The sequence below is a fragment of the Aeromonas sp. S8(2024) genome (genome assembly GCF_041403085.1).
Lineage (GTDB): Bacteria > Pseudomonadota > Gammaproteobacteria > Enterobacterales > Aeromonadaceae > Aeromonas > Aeromonas dhakensis.
The window spans coordinates 79,720-103,127 of the sequence record NZ_JBGLRF010000004.1; the positions used below are offsets into that span (position 1 = coordinate 79,720).

Annotated in this window: 22 protein-coding genes; 16 read left to right on the forward strand and 6 right to left on the reverse strand. The window is 61.4% G+C overall.

Annotation, left to right across the window (positions count from 1 at the left end; translation table 11 throughout):
- Positions 1–124 precede the first annotated feature (124 nt).
- Positions 125–457, reverse strand: coding sequence for a DUF1904 family protein (locus tag ACB031_RS13140; protein ID WP_362850388.1), 333 nt, complete (start codon positions 455–457; stop codon positions 125–127).
- Between the two features lie 87 nt (positions 458–544).
- On the opposite strand from ACB031_RS13140, the gene ACB031_RS13145 reads away from it, so the two are divergent.
- From ACB031_RS13145 to ACB031_RS13160, 4 genes are all read left to right on the forward strand, one after another.
- Entirely contained in the window at positions 545–1,438 is an 894-nt protein-coding gene (locus ACB031_RS13145; RefSeq protein WP_371139735.1) for a TraB/GumN family protein, read from the forward strand.
- A gap of 167 nt (positions 1,439–1,605) precedes the next feature.
- Complete coding sequence (locus tag ACB031_RS13150; RefSeq protein WP_010634864.1) at positions 1,606–1,755, forward strand: DUF3149 domain-containing protein; 150 nt, start codon at positions 1,606–1,608, stop codon at positions 1,753–1,755.
- A gap of 153 nt (positions 1,756–1,908) precedes the next feature.
- Positions 1,909–2,487 carry a DNA endonuclease SmrA gene (gene smrA / locus ACB031_RS13155; protein ID WP_010634865.1) on the forward strand — a complete coding sequence of 193 codons (579 nt, stop codon included), beginning with the start codon at positions 1,909–1,911 and terminating at the stop codon, positions 2,485–2,487.
- Positions 2,488–2,620: 133 nt separating this feature from the next.
- On the forward strand, positions 2,621–4,099 hold the full coding sequence (locus tag ACB031_RS13160; protein WP_371139736.1) for a carboxypeptidase M32: 1,479 nt from the start codon (positions 2,621–2,623) through the stop codon (positions 4,097–4,099).
- A gap of 71 nt (positions 4,100–4,170) precedes the next feature.
- On the opposite strand, the gene ACB031_RS13165 is transcribed toward ACB031_RS13160, so the two are convergent.
- Positions 4,171–4,572: a VOC family protein gene (locus tag ACB031_RS13165; protein ID WP_005303759.1), complete on the reverse strand. Its 402-nt coding sequence runs from the start codon at positions 4,570–4,572 to the stop codon at positions 4,171–4,173.
- Positions 4,573–4,773: 201 nt separating this feature from the next.
- Between ACB031_RS13165 and ACB031_RS13170 the strand changes: the two genes are divergently transcribed.
- From ACB031_RS13170 to ACB031_RS13180, 3 genes are all read left to right on the forward strand, one after another.
- Positions 4,774–6,327 carry an AlkA N-terminal domain-containing protein gene (locus ACB031_RS13170; RefSeq protein WP_371139737.1) on the forward strand — a complete coding sequence of 518 codons (1,554 nt, stop codon included), beginning with the start codon at positions 4,774–4,776 and terminating at the stop codon, positions 6,325–6,327.
- Complete coding sequence (locus tag ACB031_RS13175; RefSeq protein WP_371139738.1) at positions 6,324–6,803, forward strand: methylated-DNA--[protein]-cysteine S-methyltransferase; 480 nt, start codon at positions 6,324–6,326, stop codon at positions 6,801–6,803. The genes ACB031_RS13170 and ACB031_RS13175 overlap by 4 nt, the downstream gene beginning before the upstream one ends.
- 125 nt (positions 6,804–6,928) lie before the next feature.
- Positions 6,929–7,717, forward strand: coding sequence for an SIR2 family protein (locus ACB031_RS13180; RefSeq protein ID WP_371139739.1), 789 nt, complete (start codon positions 6,929–6,931; stop codon positions 7,715–7,717).
- Between the two features lie 177 nt (positions 7,718–7,894).
- Here the strand turns inward: ACB031_RS13180 and ACB031_RS13185 are convergent, their stop codons facing one another.
- The 4 genes from ACB031_RS13185 to ACB031_RS13200 all read right to left on the reverse strand — a co-directional run bounded on the left by ACB031_RS13185 (position 7,895) and on the right by ACB031_RS13200 (position 12,017).
- Positions 7,895–8,266 carry an ASCH domain-containing protein gene (locus ACB031_RS13185; protein ID WP_017763918.1) on the reverse strand — a complete coding sequence of 124 codons (372 nt, stop codon included), beginning with the start codon at positions 8,264–8,266 and terminating at the stop codon, positions 7,895–7,897.
- Between the two features lie 110 nt (positions 8,267–8,376).
- A complete protein-coding gene (locus ACB031_RS13190; protein WP_371139740.1) occupies positions 8,377–10,236 on the reverse strand; it encodes a U32 family peptidase in 1,860 nt (619 codons plus the stop codon).
- Between the two features lie 102 nt (positions 10,237–10,338).
- On the reverse strand, positions 10,339–10,947 hold the full coding sequence (locus tag ACB031_RS13195) for a LysE family translocator (protein ID WP_026140962.1): 609 nt from the start codon (positions 10,945–10,947) through the stop codon (positions 10,339–10,341).
- A gap of 128 nt (positions 10,948–11,075) precedes the next feature.
- Positions 11,076–12,017, reverse strand: coding sequence for a LysR family transcriptional regulator (locus tag ACB031_RS13200; protein WP_324038818.1), 942 nt, complete (start codon positions 12,015–12,017; stop codon positions 11,076–11,078).
- Positions 12,018–12,218: 201 nt separating this feature from the next.
- Here ACB031_RS13200 and ACB031_RS13205 point away from each other — a divergent pair, with 201 nt between their 5' ends.
- The 9 genes from ACB031_RS13205 to ACB031_RS13245 all read left to right on the forward strand — a co-directional run bounded on the left by ACB031_RS13205 (position 12,219) and on the right by ACB031_RS13245 (position 23,400).
- Positions 12,219–13,307, forward strand: a complete 1,089-nt coding sequence (locus ACB031_RS13205; protein ID WP_017763914.1) for a ketoacyl-ACP synthase III — start codon at positions 12,219–12,221, stop codon at positions 13,305–13,307.
- Positions 13,308–13,606: 299 nt separating this feature from the next.
- Complete coding sequence (locus ACB031_RS13210; protein ID WP_005303776.1) at positions 13,607–14,821, forward strand: methyl-accepting chemotaxis protein; 1,215 nt, start codon at positions 13,607–13,609, stop codon at positions 14,819–14,821.
- 9 nt (positions 14,822–14,830) lie between these two features.
- Positions 14,831–15,199 (forward strand): response regulator, encoded by a 369-nt coding sequence (locus ACB031_RS13215; RefSeq protein WP_005303778.1) that lies wholly within the window; start codon positions 14,831–14,833, stop codon positions 15,197–15,199.
- Between the two features lie 14 nt (positions 15,200–15,213).
- A complete protein-coding gene (locus tag ACB031_RS13220; RefSeq protein WP_017779183.1) occupies positions 15,214–15,540 on the forward strand; it encodes an STAS domain-containing protein in 327 nt (108 codons plus the stop codon).
- A gap of 26 nt (positions 15,541–15,566) precedes the next feature.
- Positions 15,567–17,780, forward strand: a complete 2,214-nt coding sequence (locus tag ACB031_RS13225) for a chemotaxis protein CheA (protein WP_371139741.1) — start codon at positions 15,567–15,569, stop codon at positions 17,778–17,780.
- Between the two features lie 15 nt (positions 17,781–17,795).
- Positions 17,796–19,718 carry a methyl-accepting chemotaxis protein gene (locus ACB031_RS13230; protein WP_017782066.1) on the forward strand — a complete coding sequence of 641 codons (1,923 nt, stop codon included), beginning with the start codon at positions 17,796–17,798 and terminating at the stop codon, positions 19,716–19,718.
- A gap of 12 nt (positions 19,719–19,730) precedes the next feature.
- Positions 19,731–20,303, forward strand: a complete 573-nt coding sequence (locus ACB031_RS13235) for a chemotaxis protein CheW (protein ID WP_017763910.1) — start codon at positions 19,731–19,733, stop codon at positions 20,301–20,303.
- A gap of 65 nt (positions 20,304–20,368) precedes the next feature.
- A complete protein-coding gene (locus ACB031_RS13240) occupies positions 20,369–22,540 on the forward strand; it encodes a methyl-accepting chemotaxis protein (protein WP_371139742.1) in 2,172 nt (723 codons plus the stop codon).
- 56 nt (positions 22,541–22,596) lie between these two features.
- Complete coding sequence (locus tag ACB031_RS13245) at positions 22,597–23,400, forward strand: protein-glutamate O-methyltransferase CheR (protein WP_010634880.1); 804 nt, start codon at positions 22,597–22,599, stop codon at positions 23,398–23,400.
- Positions 23,401–23,408 lie beyond the last annotated feature (8 nt).

Genomic DNA, 23,408 nt, shown 5'->3' on the forward strand with positions numbered 1-23,408 from the left:
GGCACGCCCGCAAGCAGCCTGCAGCCAGGGGCGACGACGAGCATCGTCGCCTTTCGTCTCATCTCCACCAACCGACACCAGAGTGGCCTGAATCAGCCAAGCCGCCATCCCTGGCAGTCCCCGCTCAGTAGTGCTGGCCGTTGCTGTAATAGCAGCTCTTGACGATGGGCAGCACCTGCACCACCACATAGGTCTGCTCCCCCAGCACCGCTTTCAGATGGCGGGTGATCAGCGCCGCAGCCGCGTCCTGCAGCTCCTGCGGGCGTTCGAACCAGACCAGCTCGACAAACGGAAAGCCGGTTTCGCGCTCCCCCTCGCGCACCCAGTGGCTGTCGATGCACTCCAGAGTGACGAACTCAGGTTTGCCCCCGGTGAGGGTGCAGAGATCTGCCAGCAGAGGGGTGCTTATCTGCTTGAGGGTGTCGACGGAGACGGCCCGAAAACGAAGGTGGGGCATGGGAAAACCTCTTGGCTGTGACAAATGAGGACTTATCATAGGGGTTATTGTGACGAAGAGAAGCCATCCGCTGACATAAGGTGCCCCATGAGACTCCATCGCCTGCTGCTCCCCTTCCTGCTCTGCCTGCTGCTACCGCTGAGCGCCTTAGCCGACCCCGCCTTCTATCGGGTCAGCAAGGGCGATCAACAGCACTGGCTGCTGGGCTCCATCCACGCGGGCAAGCCCTCGCTCTATCCGCTGCCCGACCCCATCGAGCGGGCCTGGCAGCAGAGCCGCGCCCTGGTGCTGGAGGTCGATCTGACCCACATCAGCCAGCAGCAGTGGCAGGAGATGGGGGCCATCACCCGGCTGGTGGACGGCAAGACCCTCAAGGAGCACATACCGCTCGACCTCTACCGGCGCACCATCATCGCCGCCGGCCAGAACGGCCTGACCGAGAACATGCTGGCCCCGCTGCGCCCCTGGTTCGCCGCCATCACCCTCACCCAGGCGGCGCTGGAGCGCACCGATTTTCGCAGCGCGCTCGGGGTGGATCAGCACTTCGCCAAACAGGCCACCGACGGCGGCAAGCCCATCATCGGCTTCGAGACCCTGCTCGAGCAGCTTGGCTACCTCGCCAGCGTCGGTGACAACCAGACCCTGATGCTGGAGAGCACCCTGGACGAACTGCCCGAGCTCGAACGCGGTTTTGGCGAGGTGATGAAGGCGTGGGAAGAGGGGGACGAGGCGACCCTCATCAATCTGCTCAAATCGGAGATGGCACCGCCCAAACTGCAGGCCTGGCTGGAACAGACCCTGCTGGCGGAGCGCAACCACAACTGGCTGAAGAAGTGGTCCACCCTGCCGAACGAGAGTTTCATCGTGGTAGGGGCGCTGCATCTTTACGGCGACCAGGGGCTGCTCGCCCTGCTGGAGCAGCAGGGCTGGCGCATCACCCCGCTCACCGAGCCAGGCCCGCGCAAGCCTGCCCGCCAATAGGCGCCGACGGGGCCACACCGGCCCCGTAAGGGTCTTGAACTGGGAGGAGGCTCACAGATCCGGCTGCCGATTAAATAACCACAAGGGGACTTGATCGAGATCATCTCTTTGCTCCCAAAGAGGTATCTATCATGCCTGTCATCAATGGGATGACAGGAGTGCACGAGATGGATTTTTGGATGAACCTGATGTTCGGCAACAGCGTGGGACTGATGTCCATGTTGGTGATTATCGGTACCTTCCTGCTGATCAGTTCCTACGCGGCCTATTTCATCTACAAGGTGATGAACGCCAAGCCGCCGAAAGAGGGCCAATAAGCCTGCGTCAGGCGATCCCCGATCGCCTGATCCCGCCCTCGCCTCCCCTTTGCTCAGGGTCTGAGCAGACCCGCGCCACTGCCGCGCCCGCCACTTTCAGATCCGCCCCCGCCCGCTATAATGGCCGCTCATTCCACCTGCGGGGAGCCTGCCGTGTCTCAAAACGACGAACTCTCACTGTTTCGCAATGAAGTGGCCGATGTGCGCCCCATTCGCAACGACCATGTCCGCCTCCAGACGGCCAGCAGCCCGACCGACGCCCAGCTGGCGCGGCGCCAGGCCGCCACCGCCGAACAACTCGCCCTGGATCACCTCAGCATGGAAGCGGTCGAGATGCTCGACCCCCACGCCATCGTCGGCTTCAAGCGTGACGGGGTGCAGGAGGGGGTCTACAAGAAGCTGCGGCTCGGCAAATACGAGCTGCAGGCGAGCCTGGATCTGCACCAGAAGACCCTGAACGAAGCGCGCCAGAGCCTGGTGCAGTTCATTGCAGATTGCGAACTACGCGACATCCGTTGCCTGCTGATCCTGCACGGCAAGGGAGAGCGCAGCACGCCGCGCGCCCTGCTCAAAAGCTATGTCAGCGCCTGGTTGCCGCAACTGCCGGCGGTGATGGCCATGCACAGCGCCGAGCGTCGCCACGGCGGCGGTGGCGCCCTCTACGTACTGCTGCGCAAGAGCGAGCGCAAGAAGGCGGAGAACCGCGAACGCCACCAGAAGCGGCTCGGCTAGCCAGCGCCCGTCATCTGGTCAGTCATCCTAGGCCAGGGTGGTAAAACGCACGAGGGCAGTGTTAGCATCGATCGGCCCCGAGCATGCCAGGTACGGGGTGTACGCCATCAGGGACGATAACAAGGATAATCCCATGTCATATCAGAAACTTGAACAACATCAGCAACAGCTGCACCGGCTCTCCCACCTCTCGGCCATCTGTGGCTGGGATCAGGCCGCCATGATGCCGGAGGGGGGCAACGAAGCCCGCGCCGAGGCCATGGCCGAACTGGGACTGCTGATCCACCACAAGCGCACCGCCCCCGAGCTGGGCGACTGGATTGCCAAGGCCGAGAGCGAGCCGCTGGACGAAACCCAGCGTGCCAACCTGCGCGAAATCAAGCGCCACTGGCAGGATGCAAGCCTGCTGCCCGGGGATCTCGTGGAGGCGCTGTCGCTCGCCGGTAGCAAGTGCGAGCACGCCTGGCGCCGCCAGCGCAAGGAGAACGACTGGGCCGGCTTTGCCCCGAACCTCGCAGAAGTGGTGAAACTGTCGCGGGAGGTCGCCTCCTTACGTGCCGAGGCGCTCGGGGTGCGCCCCTACGACGCCATGCTGGCGCTCTATGAGCCGGGCATGACCAGCGCCCGGCTCGACGAGATCTTCGGCGATCTGACCGGCTGGCTGCCGAACCTGATCCAGACCGTGAGCGAACAGCAAAAGAGCGAAACCATCCTGATCCCGCAAGGCCCCTTCCCCATCGCCGCCCAGCAGGCGCTCGGCCAACAGGTGATGGGGCTGCTCGGCTTCGATTTTGCCCATGGCAGGCTCGATGTGAGCAGCCACCCGTTCTGCGGCGGGGTGCCGACCGACGTGCGCATCACCACCCGCTACAACGAGCAGGAGTTCGTCTCCAGCCTGATGGGTATCGTCCACGAAACCGGTCACGCCCGTTACGAGCAGGGCTTGCCGCGCCAGTTGCTGGGCCAGCCAGTGGCCGAGGCGCGCTCCATGGGCATTCACGAGAGCCAGAGCCTGTTCTGCGAGATGCAGCTCGGCCATGATCCCGCCTTCCTCACGCTGCTGGCGCCGCACATTCGCGCCCACTTCGGCGAGCAGGCGGCGTTGGCGCCGGCAAACCTGGTCAAGCTCTACAACCGGGTCGAGCCCGGCTTTATCCGGGTCGATGCGGACGAGGTGACCTACCCGGCCCACGTCATCCTGCGCTACGAGCTGGAGCGCGATCTGATGGAGGGTCGTATCGAGGTGGCAGACATCCCCGCGCTGTGGGACGCCAAGATGCAGCAGTGGCTGGGGCTCTCCACCCAGGGCAACTACCAGAATGGCTGCATGCAGGACATTCACTGGACCGACGGCTCGTTCGGCTACTTCCCGAGCTACACGCTCGGTGCCATGTATGCGGCGCAGCTGCGCTTCGCTCTCGAGCGGGAGCTCGGCAACATGGGCGAGCTGATCGCGGCGGGCCGCCTGCCGGAGATCTTCGCCTGGCTGGGCCGCCACATCTGGTCCCAGGGCAGCCGCTACAGCACCGACGAGCTGGTCAGCCGCGCCACTGGCGAGGCGCTGAATCCGCACTGGCTGCGCAAACACCTCGAGCAGCGCTATCTGAAATAAGGGGCCGGCTCGCCCGCCAGCTGATAACAAACGGGGCCTCGCGGCCCCGTTTTTCATGGCGGCGTGGCGCCTCAGCGCCCGTCCGGCACGCCAATAAACTCGCGCAGCTGCAAGATGTTGCCCTCGGGGTCAAACGCATTGCGCACCACGAAGCCTGGGCCTGACCACTGCTGCGGCAGCAGGCCGCCACCGAGATCGGCCGCTTTCGCCTCCGCCCAGGCGAGGCTAGGCACGGTGAAAAACAGCTTGATAGCGCCCTGCTCGCGCAGCTGCGGCGGCGTGGTGATGACCACCTGCTCAGCATAGGGAGCGGGGATCGCGTGCAGCAACAGCTGGATGTCGGCGTTTTCTTGCACGATCAGCTCGTCACTCTGGCTGCGGATCTCCATCTGCAGCAGGGTGCGATAAAAGTGGCTCAGCAGGCCGGGATCCCTGGCGTAGATCAGGGCGCCGGCACGTGCGGGTCCTGGCATGGCTCTCTCCTCCTTGGATGTTGTCAGCCCAGATTCGCACACTTGCCCCCTCAAACCGATCTGTTTTTCATACCGTGCACACGGCATCGGCTTTATTTCAATTGCTGTCCGTTTCTGGCTAGTCATAGCCTTCGTTCCTGCTTAGTCTCTCACTCATCCGGGCCGCCGTGCCCACCCCGTTTTCGGCACAAGGAGCCACCGATGCCAACAGATCCCGCCATGACGATGCCGCCGGCCCCAGAGGATGAGGCAGACCTGCCGCTCAGCGCCGAGCAGTGCCATGCCGCCCGCCTGGCCCGCGATGCACGTTTCGACGGTCGCTTCTTTACCGGCGTGCTCTCCACCGGCATCTACTGCCGGCCTGTCTGTCCGGCGCGGCCACCGCACGAGCACAACGTGCGCTACTTCCAAAGCGCCGCCGCAGCGGAGCAGCACGGCCTGCGCCCCTGCCTGCGCTGCCGGCCTGAGCTCGCGCCCGCCGCCCTCGGCGATCTGCCACCGACGCTGGCACGCCTGCTGGCCCGGATCGATCGCGGCGAGCTGGCGGAAGGCTCGCTCACTACCCTGGCAGAACAGGCCGGCATCAGTGAGCGCACGCTGCGCCGCCAGTTCGAGCAGCACCTCGGTGCTTCGCCAAAACAGGTGGAGCAGACGCGCCGGCTGCTGCTCGCCAAGCAGCTGTTGACCGAAACCCGGCTGCCCATCACCGACATCGCGTTTGCGGCAGGTTTTGCCAGCATTCGCCGCTTCAACGACGCCTGGCAGCAGGCGTACGGCTTGGCGCCGCGGGCGCTGCGTCGTCAGTGTGAGCCAACCGACGACGCCACCGCCCTGCCGCAGGCTGAAGATGGCGCACTGCTCACGCTGCAACTGCCCTACCGCCCCCCTTACGACGTGGCGGCCATGCTGGCGTTCTACCGGCTGCGCGCCATTCCGGGGTTGGAGCGGGTAGATGACGAGGTGTATGAACGCTGGCACCGGGTCGGCGATCGGCTCGCACGGGTGCGCATCAGCCAGGGCAAGGGGCACAGCCTGCAGCTCAGCGTCCATGATCTGCCGCCCGCCGCACTGCCGGATCTGCTGTATCGGGTGCGCCGGATGTGGGATCTCGATGCCGACATGCAGCGCATCGGTGCGCGGCTCGGGCAGGATCCGCTGCTGGCACGCCTGCAGGCATGCTGGCCGGGCGTTCGGCTGCCCGCCGGCTGGGACGAGTACGAGGTGATGCTGCGCGCCATCGTCGGCCAGCAAGTGTCAGTCAAGGGGGCCATCACCATACTCGGGCGGCTGGTGGCACGCACCGAGGCGCAATTCGGGGTGGCGCAGTTGCCCACCCCCACCCAGCTGTGCGAGCTCAATCTGGACGGTATCGGCATGCCCGGCAGCCGGATAAGAACGCTGCAGGGGCTGGCACAGGCGCTGGCCAGCGGCGAGTTGAACTTGACCTGCGCCAGCGATGAACAACTGCTGGCGCTACCCGGCATCGGCCCCTGGACGGTCGCCTACTGGCGGCTGCGCTGCGGACTGGACCCGGATGCCTTCCCCGCCTCGGATCTGGTATTACAAAAAGCGCTGGGAGGCGGCACCAAGTTGCCGGTAAAGGAAGTACTGGCCCACAGCAAAGGGTGGCGACCCTGGCGCGGCTACGCGGCGAGCTGGCTGTGGCATGCCATGAGCGAGCAGCCGGCACTGTTGACCGAGTCAGCACCAGGCGGCGCAGCAAGCGACAACCAAGCTGAGGAGACAACCCCATGATCCGTTACGACTTCTTGCCCAGCCGCTGCGGCGATCTGCTGGTGGCCATCGACGAGCGCGGTCTGGTGCACGTGGACTTTGTGGCGGGGCTGCGCGCACTGCCCGAGATGCGCGACTGGCAACAGGACAAGACGGCGCTGGCCCCTTTTCTCGCACAATTTGAGGCCTATTTTGCCGGCAGCCTGCAACGCTTCACCCTGCCGCTAGCACCAAGAGGCACGGCGTTTCAGCAAGCGGTCTGGCAGGCGCTGTGCGACATCCCCTACGGCGAGACCCGCAGCTACAGCGACATCGCCCGCGCCATCGGCAAGCCCAATGCGGTGCGGGCGGTGGGGGCTGCCAACGGCCGCAACCCGCTCTCGATCATCATTCCGTGCCATCGGGTGATCGGCCAGAACGGCAGCCTGACCGGCTATGCGGGGGGACTGGAGATTAAAAAGGTGTTGCTGCAACTGGAGAATATCAGTGAAAGATAATGTAATGCCTATAAGCCATAGACACTATCTATCATAAAATAATATCCACCGCAGATTTACGATTTCATCGATTTTTCTAACCCGAGTATAGTGGCAGAACCATATTTATTAAGGAGAGATTAAATATGGAGCAGCTACTATCTGCCTTTAGACAAGGCAATGTCATTCTTTTTGTAGGGGCCGGGGTATCGATGAACCTTGGTCTTCCATCATGGTCAACCCTGCTCGACAAGATCGCCAAGGATCTGGGCTATGAGCCTGAAATATACAAGTCTTTTGGCGATCACTATGCGCTGGCAGAATATTATCGTTTGCAGAAAGGCAGCATAGGCCCTTTAAGAAGCTGGATGGACAGAGTTTGGCATTCGCCTGACATTGATATTTCAACGTCCAAAGTCCATGAATACATTGCCAAAGCTAACTTTCCGATAATATACACCACCAACTATGACCGCTGGATAGAGCATGCCCTCTCATATTATGGCAAGCCATTTACCAAAATCGCATCGGTATCAGACTTTACCAGAATCAAAAGTGACAAGGTGCAAATTGTAAAATTCCATGGTGATTTTGATGATGACAAGTCCATTGTCATTGATGAGACAAGCTATTTTGAGCGGCTTGAATTTGAAACACCACTGGATATAAAACTGCGTTCGGATGTGCTGGGTAAATCAGTGCTGTTTATCGGGTATAGTTTGGCCGATATCAACCTGAGGCTTTTATTTTACAAACTTTCCAAATTATGGAAAGCCAACCGGGCGGGTGATGCCCAGCCGAAATCGTATATTTTCTCGGCCAGGTCGAATCCGGTACAAGAGGCCGTCCTTGAGCAATGGGGGATCAGCATGATCTCATCTGAAAAAGAGAACCCAGGAGAGGCATTAGAGGCGTTTCTGAATAAATTCCAATAATTGAAAATCTTGAAGGCACCTCCCCGCACCGGCAATCCAGCAGGGGCGCCATCCTTGTACATGCTGCTCGCACTGCGCAGCATCGAAGGGGCTGTGCGGCCACCTCACCACCTCCGATAACACTCTCCATGGGGATCAACCCACAAGCCGATGCCTGTTCCTCTACCCAGCCCTGTTTTAGCCGCAATGTGCGCCCAGAACGCCCGAGCCGTCTACCTCATACAACTTCCTCTGCGCCGGCACCACGGGCCCATCGACCACAGGACGCACGTTGGACAGCCGCCATGCAAAGTAACCCGGCTCCCAGCCCCCGGAGCAGGCGGCCAACACCTCATCGGGTTGCCACTCATGGGCCTCCTCGATATCAACCAGGGCGACCGCTCGACCGGCCGGATCCACAGGATGATCGGCGCTGAGGTATCGGCCATTTTCAACGATCAGCAGGTCGCGAATGGGCAGTGAGGGAGGCAACCACGAGCGAACTTCGAGCGTCTTCTTGCCCGAAGCAATATTGGCGCCATGGGGCGCCACGATGGAGAGTGCGAGCATAGGTCCTTCCTTGCAGCTTGCTGGGGATCCCTGGCACAGGATGATACCTCAAGGTAAAGCGGGTCACACAACCCCAGCCATGTGCATGAAACCTGACTGCGTCATGCTCCTCAGCGTTTCAAACTCCCCATCACGTGCATTTCACAGCGGTGACAGTCAAAGCGCAGGCGGAAGGTGTCCTTGCCCATCTTGAGCTCCAGTGGCTCGGCTTTGAGGCCGGGTACCTCGTTCGGGCAGAGGTTCTGGCTGTAACGGATGCAGTGTTTGGTGATCATCAGCACCACTTCCCGCTCCTCCTTGTTCGCCTCATAGGCGGGGGCGATGCGCTCCACCCCGTGCTCGCGGAAGAACTGCTCGGCCGCGCTGTTGAGCACGTTGCCAAGGTAGGAGAGACGGTGCTGGGGATAGTGGATATCCCGCAGCGCGATGCGCCGCTCGGGGCGCGGGTAGCCGGCCAGACGGGCAGCCTCCAGCGCGGCGATGCCATCCCGGCGCAAACCGTTGAGCATGGATGCGGCAATGAATAGCGGGTGAGTAAACGCCAACTCAACCTTGCGCGCCACGAACAGGGTATTGCCGAGTTTGCCGAGCTGATCCCGCGCCTGTTGCAGTGCCCGTTCCGGGTTGTCGGCCGGCTGCTTGTCGCAGGGGAGCGTCACCGCGGCGCTGATGCCCTGCTCGTCGGTAAGCGTGAGGCGCAAGCCCTCATCACACTCTGCCAGCACCATATCGACCCGGATGCGGCGATCGGCGCTCGCCTTCTCCAGCACCTTGCTGAACTCCTGATCGTGGTTGCGGTAGATTTCGGTACCCACCTTCAGCCCCGGCATGCGCTCTGACAGGAGTAACTGCTTACCTTCTACTTTGTTCAGGCGCATCCCCACCAGCTCGTTGTTCGACTTGAAGAAGCCAAGGCCATCGCCGTTGTTGAGGGTGACCTGCTTGCCGTCGATCTCGATGCCATCCCTGGTGATACTGGTGACCCGGCCCAGCGGCTCGCCCACGTATTTCGGGCTCTTGGTGGCGTCGATCCCGGGCTGGCGACCATGGAGGAAGTAATCGGTGCTGCCGCGGTTGAAGCTCTTCTTCGGATCCGGCGTGAAGCTGTAGCTGCAGCGGCCGGCCGAGGAGGCCACCAGATCGCTGCGGCGCTCCAGAATGGCGTCGAGCTTCTGCCGATACCAGGCGGTGACGTTCTTGACGTAATCGAGCCCCTTGAGGCGCCCCTCGATTTTGAACGAGCGGATCCCCGCTTCGATCAGCGCCTCCAGGTTGTCGGTCTGATCCATGTCCTTGAGGGAGAGCAGGTGGCTGTCAGCCACCAGCACCTCGCCATCCGGCTTTTGCAGCGAGCAGGGCAGGCGGCAGAGCTGGGCACATTCGCCGCGGTTGGCGCTGCGGCCGGTCCGGGCATGGCTGATGTTGCACTGACCGCTGTAGGAGACGCAGAGCGCACCGTGGATAAAGAACTCCAGCTGCACATTGGTGGCCGCACTGATCTCGCGGATCTGCGCAAGGGACAGCTCGCGCGCCAGCACCACCTGGGAGAAGCCCACATCCTGCAGAAATTTCACCTTCTCCGGGGTGCGGTTATCGGTCTGGGTACTGGCATGGAGCGCGATGGGGGGCAGGTCGAGCGCCAGCAGCCCCATGTCCTGCACGATCAGCGCATCGGCCCCCGCTTCGTAGATCTGGTGGGTCAGCCGTCGGGCCTGCTCCAGTTCGTGATCGTGCAGCAGGGTGTTGAAGGCAACGAAGACCTGGGCGCCGAAGCGATGGGCATGGCGCGCCAGCGCTTCGATATCCTCGAGGGAGTTGCCCGCCGCGCTGCGGGCGCCAAAGGCAGGGCCGCCCATGTAGACGGCGTCGGCACCGTGATTGATGGCTTCGATGCCGTAGGCGAGGTTCTTGGCCGGAGCCAGTAGCTCCAACCGGTTGTGGTGGCTTAACGGGTGCTTGTTCTGGTGCATGGTCTCGGAGTCAGAGCGGACAGCAAATGGGCGCCACTCTAGGGCATTGCCACCCTCCCCGCCTTGATCCCGCTTAAGATCACCGCAAAATACAGGATTGGATCAGAGCACCACCTTCAGGGCCAGCCCCAGCAGCACCAGACCGCTTACCTTGTCGATGACGAAGGACTTGGCCTTGAGCCAGGCCAGCACGGGACCACGAGAGAGCACCAGCGCCACCAGCACATACCAAATCGCATCTATGCCACCGGCGGTGAGCATCATGATGCCCCCCTCGCGCCAGCCGGTGTCGGCATGCACAAACTGACTGAACAGGGCGATGAAGAAGACCGCGAGCTGGGGGTTGAGAAAGGCCACCATAAAGCCTTCGAAGGCGCCTTGCCGACCGCGCAGCTGGTGCACCTCTTCACTCACCTCCCCCTTGACGGGTTTGGCCAGCAACGCCTTGACCCCGAGCCAGGCGAGAAACGCCGCACCGCCGTAGCGAATTACGTCAAACAGCAGCGGGGTCTGAGTGATCAGGATGGCGAGGCCCAAAGCCGTTATCAGCGCATAGATGCCGACTCCGAAGCCGTGGCCAAGGGCGGTGGCCACGCCGTGCCCCTGCCCTCCCTGCACCGTGTTGCGGATGATCAGTGCCAGGCTCGGCCCCGGGCTGATGGCGCCCATCACGCAGATTGCGGCCAGAGCCAGCCAACTCGTCAATTCCATTGTGTTCCTTGTCTCAAGCGGAATATGAATGTCTGCGCTCAGGGTAAAGGGCCCCTGGTTATGCCAGAAGTGAAAGTTGGGAATAGAACCCATAGCCAATGGCTATAGGCCAACACAAGCGTCTGTTGCTAGCGGGGCGGGTTCAACACCTTGCGGCTCGCCGCCACCGTGCGCTGCAGGTGCTCGCGCAGGAAGGGATAGGCCAGTTCGCGAAACCACTTGTGGGCCGGATCCTGATGGTGGCGCTGATGCCACAGCAGATGATACTGCTGGGTGCGGCTGGCAAACGGCAGATCACAAAAGTGCAGAGCATGCTCGCAGGAGAGCTGCCAGGCGATATGGGCCGGGGTGGTCAGCAGGCAGTCGGTGCGCAGCAACACCTCCACCGCCGCCTGAAAGAAGGGCACCCGGGCAAACCAGCGCCGACTCAACCCCTGGGGTGCCAGCACCTGCTCCACCGGGCTGTCCTTGTCGCCCCCGCCGCTCACCTGCAGGTGGGGCCAGGCGAGGTAGTCATCGAGACTGAGCGAGCGCCCCGCCAACGGATGGTTGCTACCCATCAACACCACCAGCCGATCTTCCCCCTGATGCAGGCCGCGGATCTGATCCGGCACCAGTTCGGTGATGGTGGAGACCATGTCCAGCTCGGATTGCCACAGCTGCGGCAGCAGGCGCTTGTCCCACAGGCTGTACTCCAGCGCTGCCAGCGGCGCCTCCCTGGCCAGCGCCGCGCAGATGTCCGGCAGGATATGCTGGGCCACGTAATCGGAAGAGGCGAGCCGGAACACCCGCTCGCAGCGGCTCGGGTCAAAACCGGGAGCCTCGTAGAGTCGCTCCAGCGCACCGAGGGAATCCGCCAGCTGGGCGGCCAGCGCCTCGGCCCGTGGCGTCAGCAGCCAGCGCTGCCCCTCCCGCACCAGCAACTCGTCGCCAAACTCGCTGCGCAGCTGGCCCAGCTGCTTGCTGATGGAGGGCTGGCTCAGGTGCAGCAGCTCCGCCGCCCGGCTGATGTTGCGGGTCTCCAGCAGCACCTTGAGGGTGGGCAGCAGGTTGAGATTGGCTTTGTGCAAGGGGAGGTTCCATCCAGTGGCGAAGCCCTATCTTAGGGCAGCCAAGCCTCGTGGTTTAAGCGAAATTTCCCGCCGGCCCCCGCAACCTGGCGTGACCCTGCAGCCAGATAACCATGACCACAAGATGACAGTGGTTGCCCCGTGCGGCATAATTGCGCGATTTTCCGCCCGCGGGCGATCCACTTGAGAAGCGGTAACAAGATGAAATACGCCAATATCACAGGCTGGGGCAAATGCTTGCCTCCCTCCGTACTGACCAACGACGACCTCAGCACCATCATGGATACGTCGGATGAGTGGATCTACCCGCGCACCGGCATCAAGGCTCGCCGCATCTCCCACGTCAGCACTTCCGATCTGGCCACCCTGGCCGGCCGTCGTGCACTGGCCTGCGCCGGGCTGGAAGCCAGCGACCTCGACGGCATCATCTTGGCCACCGCCACGCCGGACAACCTGCTGCCGAGCGCCGCCTCCGCAGTGCAGAAGAAGCTGGGCGCCACCAATGCCGCCGTGTTCGACCTCAACGCCGCCTGCACCGGTTTCGTCTACTCCCTCTCGGTCGCCACCTCGCTGGTACAGACCGGCATGATGAAGAAGGTGCTGGTGATCGGCGCCGAGCGCCTCACCTATCTGCTGGACTGGGCCCGTCGCGATACCGCCGTGCTGTTTGGCGACGGCGCCGGCGCCGTGGTGATCGAGGCGAGCGAGCAGGAGAGCGGTCTCATCGCCAACAAGCTGGGCTGTGACAGCGAGGCGCGCGAGATCCTGCACGTGCCGAACTTCGGTACCGACCGGGTGCGTTTTGCCGACATCGACGGCCTCTTCACCTTCAACTTCGAAGGCCAGGAGATCTTCAAGCGGGCCGTACGCGGCATGGGCGAAGCCACCAACACGGTACTGGCACAGGCCGGTATCGCACCGGAGCAAATCGATCTGATCGTGCCGCACCAGGCCAACATCCGCATCATCGAGACCCTCGCCAAGCGCATGAACGCGCCGATGGAGAAGGTGATGGTCAACATCGAGCACTACGGCAACACCTCCGCCGCCACCGTGCCCATCGCCCTGTGCGAGGCACTGGAGCAGGGCCGCGTCCAGCCGAACAGCTATCTGCTGACTGCCGCCTTCGGTGCCGGCCTGACCTGGGGCGCCGCCATCATCAAGTGGGGCGATCGCGTGACACCCATCAAGGCGTGCGAGGCCGAACTGCCGCCGTGCGACAAGAGCGCGCTTGAGCTTATCGCCCATGCCGTGGAAGGGTGCCAAAAAGCCCACGCCAACGAGGCATAAAGCCGCCCGCACAACGCCGAGAGCCTGTCATATGCAGGCTCTTTTTCGTTCTATCCTCCTTCCTTATTGTGCAGATACGCCATTCCCCGCCAGCAAGGGGCTGCAAGCTGCCAAGCGTCCCCTCCATATTCCATTTTTCTCAGTAACCCCAATCAAGAAAGAGCAATTTGTAACCAGGCGATTTTTTTGCGCTAACCTTACTGAGTTATTGATAATTAGCGGGTTGCGCTTGGCTCATTCAGTCTGACTGAAATGACGGCTCACCCTCTTCACATTCAAGAGCAGGGGCGAGTTTGCGTATGACAGACAACACACGGGCACACACCTTAGCCTTCTGGGAGCCGGTCAGCTGGGCTTGCGGCCTTGGCCTGGGCCTGTTCAGCACCCTGCTGTTGCTGCTCGCGGGCAGCCCCCTTCCTTATCTGCTGGCCAACCTGGCGGCTGCACTGGCCGCCACCCTCTGGAGCGCCCGCCACTACCACGCCAAACCTGCCGACAAAGAGAGTGAGGCGAAGCAGACCCATCCATTTGCCGATAACGGACTCAACCACTCCATCATCGGGCTCGAGCAGGTATGTGAAAAAGCGGTGCCTATCTGGTCGCAACAAATTGAAAACTCTCGCCAGCAAACCGAAGGAGCCATGATCGATCTCACCCAGCGCTTCGCCGGCCTGACCACCAAACTGGAAGAGGCGGTCGCCGCCTCCCACAATGCCGCCGGCGATCTGGGTGGTGAAAAATCGGCCGGCATGGCCGCCGTGCTGGCTCAGAGTCAGGCCCAGCTCAATCAGGTAATCACCATCATGCACTCCACCCAGGCCAACCGCGATGCCATGCTGGCGGAGATCAAGACGCTCACCGCCTACACCATAGAGCTCAATACCATGGCGCTCGACGTGGCCAAGATAGCCTCCCAGACCAACCTGCTGGCCCTCAACGCCGCCATCGAAGCGGCCCGGGCCGGTGAGGCTGGTCGTGGCTTCGCCGTGGTGGCTGACGAGGTGCGCACCCTGTCGCGCCTCTCCAGCGAGACCGCCCAGAAAATGACCGACAAGGTCGACACAATCAATGCCGGTATCGGCCGCGCCTTCCAGATTGCCGAAAGCGCGGCCGGGCGCGACCAGGTTGCCGTCAGCGATGCCGAGCACGCCATCGAGCAGGTACTGGAACGCTTTCGGATGGCCACCACCAGCTTGGCAGAATCCGCAGCCCTGTTGCAGAGCGAGAGCAGCGGGATCCATCGCGAGATCTCCGATGTCATCGTTTCGTTACAGTTCCAGGATAGGGTCAGTCAAATCCTCAGCCATGTGCGTCAAAACATGGACAGCCTCAACGACCACCTGGTCTCGTCACGCAACAGAACACACCAGTCAGGCCCTATCCGGATCGATGCGGAGAGCTGGTTGGCGGACATGGAGCTCTCATACGCCACCGATGAACAACGCAACATTCATCATGGTCGCCAGCACCAGGCGGCAACCCCATCCAGCAATGCTGATGTCACTTTTTTCTAGGAGAGAGATATGCCCAAAACAGTCCTGATCGTGGATGACTCGGCCACCATACGCCAGGTCGTAGGCATGACGCTCAAGGGAGCCGGTTACGAGGTGATGGAGGCCAGTGACGGCAAGGATGCCCTCAAAAAGCTCGACGGCAAGAAGATCAACCTCATCATTAGTGACGTCAACATGCCGAACATGGACGGCATCAGTTTCGTCAAGGAGGCCAAGAAGCTGGCCAGCTACAAGTTCACTCCGGTGATCATGCTGACGACAGAGTCCCAGGACAGCAAGAAGCAGGAGGGACAGGCCGCGGGAGCCAAGGCCTGGGTAGTCAAGCCGTTCCAGCCGGATCAGATGCTGGCTGCCGTGGCCAAGCTCATCATGCCCTGAGCCGGGAGGCGTTCATGCCGCTGCAAATCGAAACGGGTGAGCACAAGTGTGTCGTGACCATCTCGGGCGAGATGACCATCTACACAGCAGCCGAGCTGAAACAGGCGCTAACACCCCTGCTCTATCGCCAGCAGGAGCTGGAACTGAACCTCTCCCAGGTCAGCGAAATGGACAGCGCCGGTTTGCAGCTGCTGCTGGCGGCCAAGAAGACGGCGCAGCAGGGAGGCTATCCGCTGCATCTGGTCATGCACAGCCATGCCGTGCTCGATGCCCTTGAGCTATGCCAGCTGGCGGCCTTCTTCGGTGATCCCACCCTCATTCCCCACGCCGATCACGCCTAACCGGTTCCGCGGACAAGGAGTCATTCGTGAGCATCAATCTTGATCAGGCCCTGCAAACCTATATCGCCGAGGCGCGCGAGCTGCTGGAGGAGATGGAGTCCGCGCTGCTGACCCTGGAGAACGACCCGGACAATGGCGAGCTCATCGGCGCCATCTTCCGGGCGGCGCACACCATCAAGGGTTCCGCCGGCTTGTTCGGCCTGCAACCCATCGTCAGCTTCACCCACATCGTCGAGGACCTGCTTGATCAGGTGCGCAACCAGCAGCTGGCGATCAGTGAAGCGCTCATCAAGGATCTGCTGGAGAGTCGGGATCACATCGAACGCCTGGTCAGCCTGGTAGCTGAACAGGGGGAAGCCCTTGGTGCGGATGAACAGGCTCAGGATGAGTTGCTGCGGCGCAATCTGGCCCGTCACCAAAGCGGCAACCAGACCACGCTGCCGGAGCGGACCCAGCCTGCCGATGCCGATCCGGTCAGCAAGGAGGAGGGTCATGTCAGCGCTACCTCCCTGTGGCACATTTCCCTGCGCTTTGGTCCTGACGTACTGCGCAACGGCATGGATCCCACCTCTTTCCTGCGCTACCTCGGTACCATGGGCACCCTCTGCGCCATCGAGACCATTCACCATGCCCTGCCGGAGTGGGAACACTTCGATCCGGAGAGCTGTTACCTCGGCTACGAGATCGATCTGGACTCCCAGGCCGACAAGAGTGCCCTGAGCGACGTGTTCGAATTCGTGCGAGACGACTGTCTCATCAGCATCTTGCCGCCCCACAGCAAGATCGCCGAGTACATAGCGCTCATCAACGCCCTGCCGGAAGACAACGAGATGCTGGGGCAACTGCTGGTCAAAACAGGCGCACTGACGGCCGGCGAGCTTGCGCTCGGCCTGCAAGCCCAACATGAACAGCCGCAGGCCGACACCAACAAGCTGGGGGAGATCCTGATCGCCCAGGGTGCCGTCAACGAAATGGTGGTGGACGCCGCGCTCAAGAAACAGAATCAGAGCAAGGAGAACAAGAACAAGGAAGGACGTTATGTCCGGGTCCACGCCGACAAGCTGGATGAGTTGATCAATCTGGTGGGAGAACTGGTCGTGGCCAGCTCCGGCGCCAACCTGCTGGCCCAGCGTTCACGGGACAGCCAGCTGCAGGAGGCCAATTCCACCATTGCCATGCTGGTCGAAGAGATCCGCGATGGTGCCCTGCGCCTGCGCATGGTGCCCATCGGCGATACCTTCAACCGCTTCCAGCGGGTGGTGCGGGATGTCAGCCACGAGCTGAACAAGGACATAGCGCTGGTGATCACCGGCGGCGACACCGAGCTGGACAAGTCTGTGGTGGAGAAGATCGGCGATCCCTTGATGCATCTGGTGCGCAATGCCATGGATCACGGCATAGAAGCGGCCGAGAAACGGCTGGCGGCCGGCAAGCAGGCACGGGGCACCCTGACCCTCAACGCCTATCACGACTCCGGCAGCATTGTCATCGAGATCCAGGACGATGGTGCCGGCCTCAACAAGGCCAGGATCCTGCAAAAAGCGCAGGAGCGGGGGCTGGCAGCAGCCAATGCCACCCTGTCGGATCAGGAGATCTACCAGCTCATCTTCGAGCCCGGCTTCTCCACCGCGGAGGCCATCACCAATCTCTCCGGACGCGGGGTGGGCATGGATGTGGTCAAACGCAATATCCAGGCCCTGCGTGGCAGCGTCGAGCTGGACAGCAAGCCTGGCCTCGGCACCCGGGTGCAGATCCGGTTGCCGCTGACTCTGGCCATCATCGATGGTTTTCTGGTGCGCGTCAGCACCACTTACTACGTTATCCCCCTCGACATGGTGATCGAGTGCGTGGAGCTGACCCAGAGCGCGCTGGCCGATACCCAGGGGCGCAACTACATCAATCTGCGTGGTGAAGTGCTGCCATTCGTCCGGCTGCAGCACTACTTCGATGTCGAGGGAAGCCGTGGCCGCCGGGAAAATATCGTGGTTGTCAGCCACGGCGGCAAGAAATCTGGATTGGTGGTCGACGAGCTGCTGGGAGAGTTCCAGACCGTCATCAAACCGCTCGGCAAGCTGTTCCAGCGCCTGCAGGGGATCAGCGGCTCCACCATTCTGGGTGGCGGCGAGGTAGCCCTCATTCTGGATATTCCCTCTCTGATCCAGCATGCCATCGACCAGGAGCTGGGCCAGCTGAGCCAGTACGCCATTCCACGTCTGCAATCCCAACCAAGAGTCAATTAACATCAGGAGCCTGACATGTTCAAAAACTCCACCATCAAGATACGACTCACCATTCTGCTCTGTCTGCTCTGCGTACTGCTGTTCGGCGTAGGAGTGCTCGGGCTCTACAACATGCATAGCAGCAACAAAGGGCTGCAGCGGGTCTACAACGACCGGGTGGTGCCGCTCAAGCAGCTCAAAACCATCTCGGACAACTACGCCGTCGCCATCATAGACAATGTCAACAAGGCCAATGCCGGTCTCGTCAGCGCCGAGGAGGCGTTGCAGCAGATCCAGCATGCCCAGCAGCAGATCAAGCTGGAGTGGCAACACTATCAGGCCACCAAGCTGACCGCAGCCGAACAGAAGCTGTCGGCCGAGGCCAACAGCCTGTTCAATACCGCGGATCGAGACATCACCAGGCTGGAGGCCTTTCTCTCAAATCAGCATGGTGTCATTGCGGATACGCTCAATGAGTTTGACGGCAAGCTATATAGCTCCATCGACCCCATCGGCAGCAAGATAACCGAGCTGGTCAGCCTGCAGCTCGACGTTGCCAAATCAGAATACGAACAGGCCCAGGCCTGGTATGACGTCATGCTGCTTACCATGATGGCTGTGGTCGCCGCCGGCATGGTGGCTGCAGCCTGGTTTGGCATCGTCCTCATTCGCAGCATCATCTCTCCCATCAACCAGGCCCTGCAGGTTGCCAACCACCTGGCGGACGGCAATCTCGACGTCACCATCGACATCGGAGCCCACGATGAAGCCGGCCAGCTGTTGCTGGCCATGCAGAACATGGTCAACAAGCTGACGTCCCTCATTACCGACATAGAAACGCTGGTGACCGCCGCCGTCGAACAGGGGGATTTCAGCTACAAGATTGAACTGGACGGACGGCAGGGTTACATCAAGCGCCTCTCCGAACTGCTCAATCGTCTCTCCAACGTGACCGACACCAGCCTCAACGACGTGATGCGCATTGCCACCGCCCTGTCGCAGGGTGACCTCACCCAGAAGATTGAGCAGCCCTACCCGGGAATTTTCGGTCAGACCAAGGATGGCCTCAACAGCACCATCGCCGCGCTGACCGCCATCATCGAGGAAGTTCGCAACGCCGCCGACAACCTGACCAACGCCTCCAACCAGGTCAGCACCACGGCCCAGTCCCTCAGCCAGGCCACCAGTGAGCAAGCGGCCAGCGTGGAAGAGACCAGCGCCTCCATCGAACAGATGAGCGCCAGCATCAACCAGAACACGGACAACGCCAAGGTGACCGACAACATGGCGAGCAGCGCCGTACTGGAGGCCACCGAAGGGGGCCGTTCGGTACAACAGACGGTTGCCGCGATGCAGCAGATCGCCCGCAAGGTCAGCATCATCGACGACATCGCCTACCAGACCAATCTGCTGGCGCTCAATGCCGCTATCGAGGCGGCCAGGGCCGGTGAACATGGCAAAGGCTTTGCTGTGGTCGCCGCCGAGGTCCGCAAGCTGGCCGAACGCAGCCAGATCGCGGCGCAGGAGATAGGCGAACTCTCGTCAAGCAGCGTCGATACCGCCGAGAAGGCGGGCAGTCTGCTCGACAAGATAGTGCCCTCCATTCGCAAGACCTCCGATCTGGTGCAGGAGATCAACGCCGCCTCCGGGGAGCAGGCCAGCGCCGCCAACCAGATAAGCCTTGCCATGAGCCAGCTCAATCAGGTGACCCAGCAAAATGCTGCCAGCAGCGAGGAACTGGCCGCCACTGCAGAAGAGATGAGCTCCCAGGCCAACGAGCTGCAGCAGACCATGGACTTTTTCTCCCTGCAAGGCAGCGGCCGCTCACCCAGACAGGTCGAAAACCTGCACAAGGGGGTGCCTCCCAGAGGCAAGTTTGTGATGCCGGCCCAGCCCCCGTTGCATGGCAATGCGGCTGCGCAACCGCAGGTTGACGAAACCGATTTTGTCCGCTTTTAACCGGAGAGCCTCATGAGCATGTCTACCGAAGTGGTCGCCCAGCCTGGCACGCTGGTACATGACAATCAGGGTGATGCCCAGTACCTGACTTTTCTCATCAACGGCGAGATGTTTGCCATCAACATTCTCGGGGTCAAAGAGATCATCGAATACGGCAACATCACCCCCATCCCCATGATGCCGAGTTTTATCCGGGGTGTGATCAACCTGAGGGGCGCCGTCGTCTCTGTGGTGGATCTCAACGCCCGTTTTGGCAATGCCCCCTCCAGCATCACTCGCCGCAGCTGCATCGTGATCATCGAGAACGTGCACCCGGACGACCCGGAACACGGCAATCAGGACATTGGCGTGGTGGTGGACTCCGTCTCCGAGGTACTGACCATCCCCTGCAACGAGATTGAGCCGCCACCAAGCTTCGGGGCCCGCATCCGGGCCGACTTCATCAGCGGCATGGGCAAGGTCAACGGCAAGTTCGTCATTCTCATCAATACCGAGAAGGTGCTCTCCATCGACGAGATGGCCCAGCTCAGCGAGCTGACCCAACAGCAGGAACGGCTGCTGGAACAAAAACCACAAACGCCATGACAACAACATAAATCAGCGTTTCGCTCCACCACACAGCAATGACATGTCGCACAAGGATAAGGCCCATGACTCAATCACTCTTTGGCAATCTGTTTGGCAACGGCAATGCTCATGCCTTGCTGCAGGAACAACTGCGCCAGTTGACTGGTGCAACCCGCACCCTGGCTCAGGGGATCCAGCAAGGCAAACAGTCCGCCCAGCTAGAGCTGGATACGCTCACCGGCCCTCTCAAGGAGCTCTGCCAGGAGTTCAATGCCGTACTGGGGTTGCTAGGAGATCGCCTTGGCAGTGCGCTCGCCGCCCGCGAGGCCAATCAGGCGCTCTACGAAGAAAACCTGCGAGTGCGCAAGGCGCTGGATGGTGCCTCGACCAATGTGATGATCGCCGATACCAATTTGAACATCGTCTACATGAATGAAGCCGTGCTGGCCATGCTGGGACTGGCAGAGTCGGATATTCGCAAGGATCTGCCGAGCTTCGACGTCAGGCACCTGATGGGCAAGAACATCGATACTTTCCACAAGGAGCCCTCCCACCAGCGCAACATGCTGGCCAAGCTGGACAAGACCTACCGCACCCAGATCACGGTCGGAGGCCGCACCTTCTCCCTGATCGCCAACCCCGTTTTCAATGACAGTGGCGAGCGGCTCGGCTCCGTGGTTGAGTGGGCCGACCGCACCAAGGAGATCGCCATCGAGAATGAAGTGAAAGCTGCCAATGCCGCCGCCAAGCAGGCGGCCGCCGAAAGTCTGCGAGTCAAGAAGGCGCTCGACGGGGCCAGCACCAACGTGATGATCGCCGATACCGATCTCAACATCATCTACATGAACGAAGCGGTCAGGGAAATGCTGGGCCAGGCCGAAACCGACATCCGCAAGGAGCTGCACCACTTCAACTCGGCCAACCTGATGGGCGCCAACATCGACAGCTTTCACAAGAATCCGGGCCATCAACGCAGCATGCTGGCCAAGCTGAACAACACCTACCGTACCCAGATCATGCTGGGGGGACGCACTTTCGCCCTCATCGCCAACCCGGTATTCGGCGACGATGGCGAGCGGCTGGGCTCCGTGGTCGAGTGGTCGGATCGCACCAAGGAAGTCGCCATCGAGCGGGAGATGTCGGAAATCGTCCAGTCCGTCATCAATGGCGAACTGCACCGCCGCATGGATCTCACCGGCAAGAGCGGCTTCTTCCAGAACCTTGGGGAGGGGATAAATCGTATCGCCGAGGTGATCGACACCAGTCTCAACGACGTGATCAGGGTGGTTCAATCACTGGCGCGCGGGGATCTGACCCAGCACATAGAGGCCGATTACCCCGGCGTATTCGGCACGACCAAGGACTCCCTCAACCAGACCATCGTCTCGCTCACCAACATTGTCACCGAGGTGCTGGGGGCATCCGACAACCTCTCCAGCGCCGCCGAGCAGGTCAGCGCCACCGCCCAGTCCATCAGCCAGTCCAGCAGCGAGCAGGCTTCCAGCATGGAGGAAACCAGCGCCTCCATCGAGCAGATGAGCGCCAGCATCAACCAGAACACCGACAACGCCCAGGTTACCGATGGCATGGCCAGCAAGGCGGCCAAGGAGGCGGTGGAAGGCGGCGAGGCGGTCAAGCTCACGGTCGATGCCATGAAGCAGATTGCCAAGCGCATCGGCATCATAGATGACATCGCCTACCAGACCAATCTGCTGGCCCTCAACGCCGCCATCGAGGCCGCCCGGGCAGGCGATCACGGCAAGGGTTTCGCCGTGGTGGCTGCCGAGGTACGCAAGCTGGCGGAGCGCAGCCAGGTAGCGGCCCAGGAGATTGGCGAGCTGGCCTCAAGCAGTGTCGACATGGCGGAGAAAGCGGGCCGTCTGCTCGATCAGATGGTGCCCTCCATCAACAAGACCTCGGATCTGGTGCAGGAGATCAGCGCCGCCTCCGCCGAGCAGTCAACCGGCGTCAGCCAGATCAACATCGCCATGAACCAGTTGAGCCAGGTGACCCAGCAGAACGCATCCTGCAGCGAAGAACTGGCCGCCACCGCCGAGGAGATGAGCAGCCAGGCCGAACAGCTGCAACTGGCGATGGAGTTCTTCACCCTGGAGCGGCACAAGCTCAATGCCGGCCAGAAGGTGGCAGCCACCCGCACCGGCCCCCGTGGCCGCTTCATACTCGAGAACAGTGCCGCAGAGGGTAGTGGCAACCTGCCCCGACCCCACAATGACGGTGACTTTGTTCGCTTCTAACCCGGATGCGGGTGAGTGGAACTCACCCGCATCCCGTTTGTATCGGGAGTCCTTCCTTGTATCAGACCCAGTTGCATGATGATGAATTTGCGCAGTTTCAACGCTGGATCCACCAGACGGCGGGGATCGATCTGTCGCCGGCCAAGAAGGCCCTGGTCGCCAGCCGATTGTCAAAACGGCTCTGTTACTATGAGCTGGAGAGCTATGGCGACTATTTCAGCCTGATCATGCACAACCGCGGCAGTGAACTGCAGATTGCGCTCGATCTGCTCACCACCAACGAGACCTACTTTTTTCGCGAACCCAAGCATTTCGAGTTTCTCGGGACCAAGGTGCTGCGCCAGTTGCCAAAAGAGCGGATGGTTCGGATCTGGAGCGCAGCCAGCTCTTCCGGCGAAGAGCCCTACAGCCTGGCCATGACCCTGGCCGACCATCTGGAGCTGGGTAACTGGGAAGTGATCGCCTCGGATATCTCGACCCGGGTACTGGAACAGGCGAGAACGGGGCTCTATCCCATCGAACGGGCCCACAACATCCCGCTGCCATTGTTGATGAAGTACTGCCTGAAAGGGGTCGGCTTTCAGGAGGGCACCTTCATCATCGATCGCAAGCTGCGCGAGAAAGTGCAGTTTTACCATATCAACCTGAATCAGGAGTTGCCTGACATCGGGCTGTTCGACGTCATCCTGATCCGCAACGTGATGATCTATTTCAACCGGGAAACCAAGGGACAGGTGCTGCAGCGGCTGGTGCCGCGCCTGAGAAAAGGGGGCTATCTCATCGTCAGTCACGCCGAGAGCCTGAACGGCCTGCCCCACGGCCTGCAACTGGTATCCCCTTCCATCTATTTGAAACCTTGAGTTTTTCA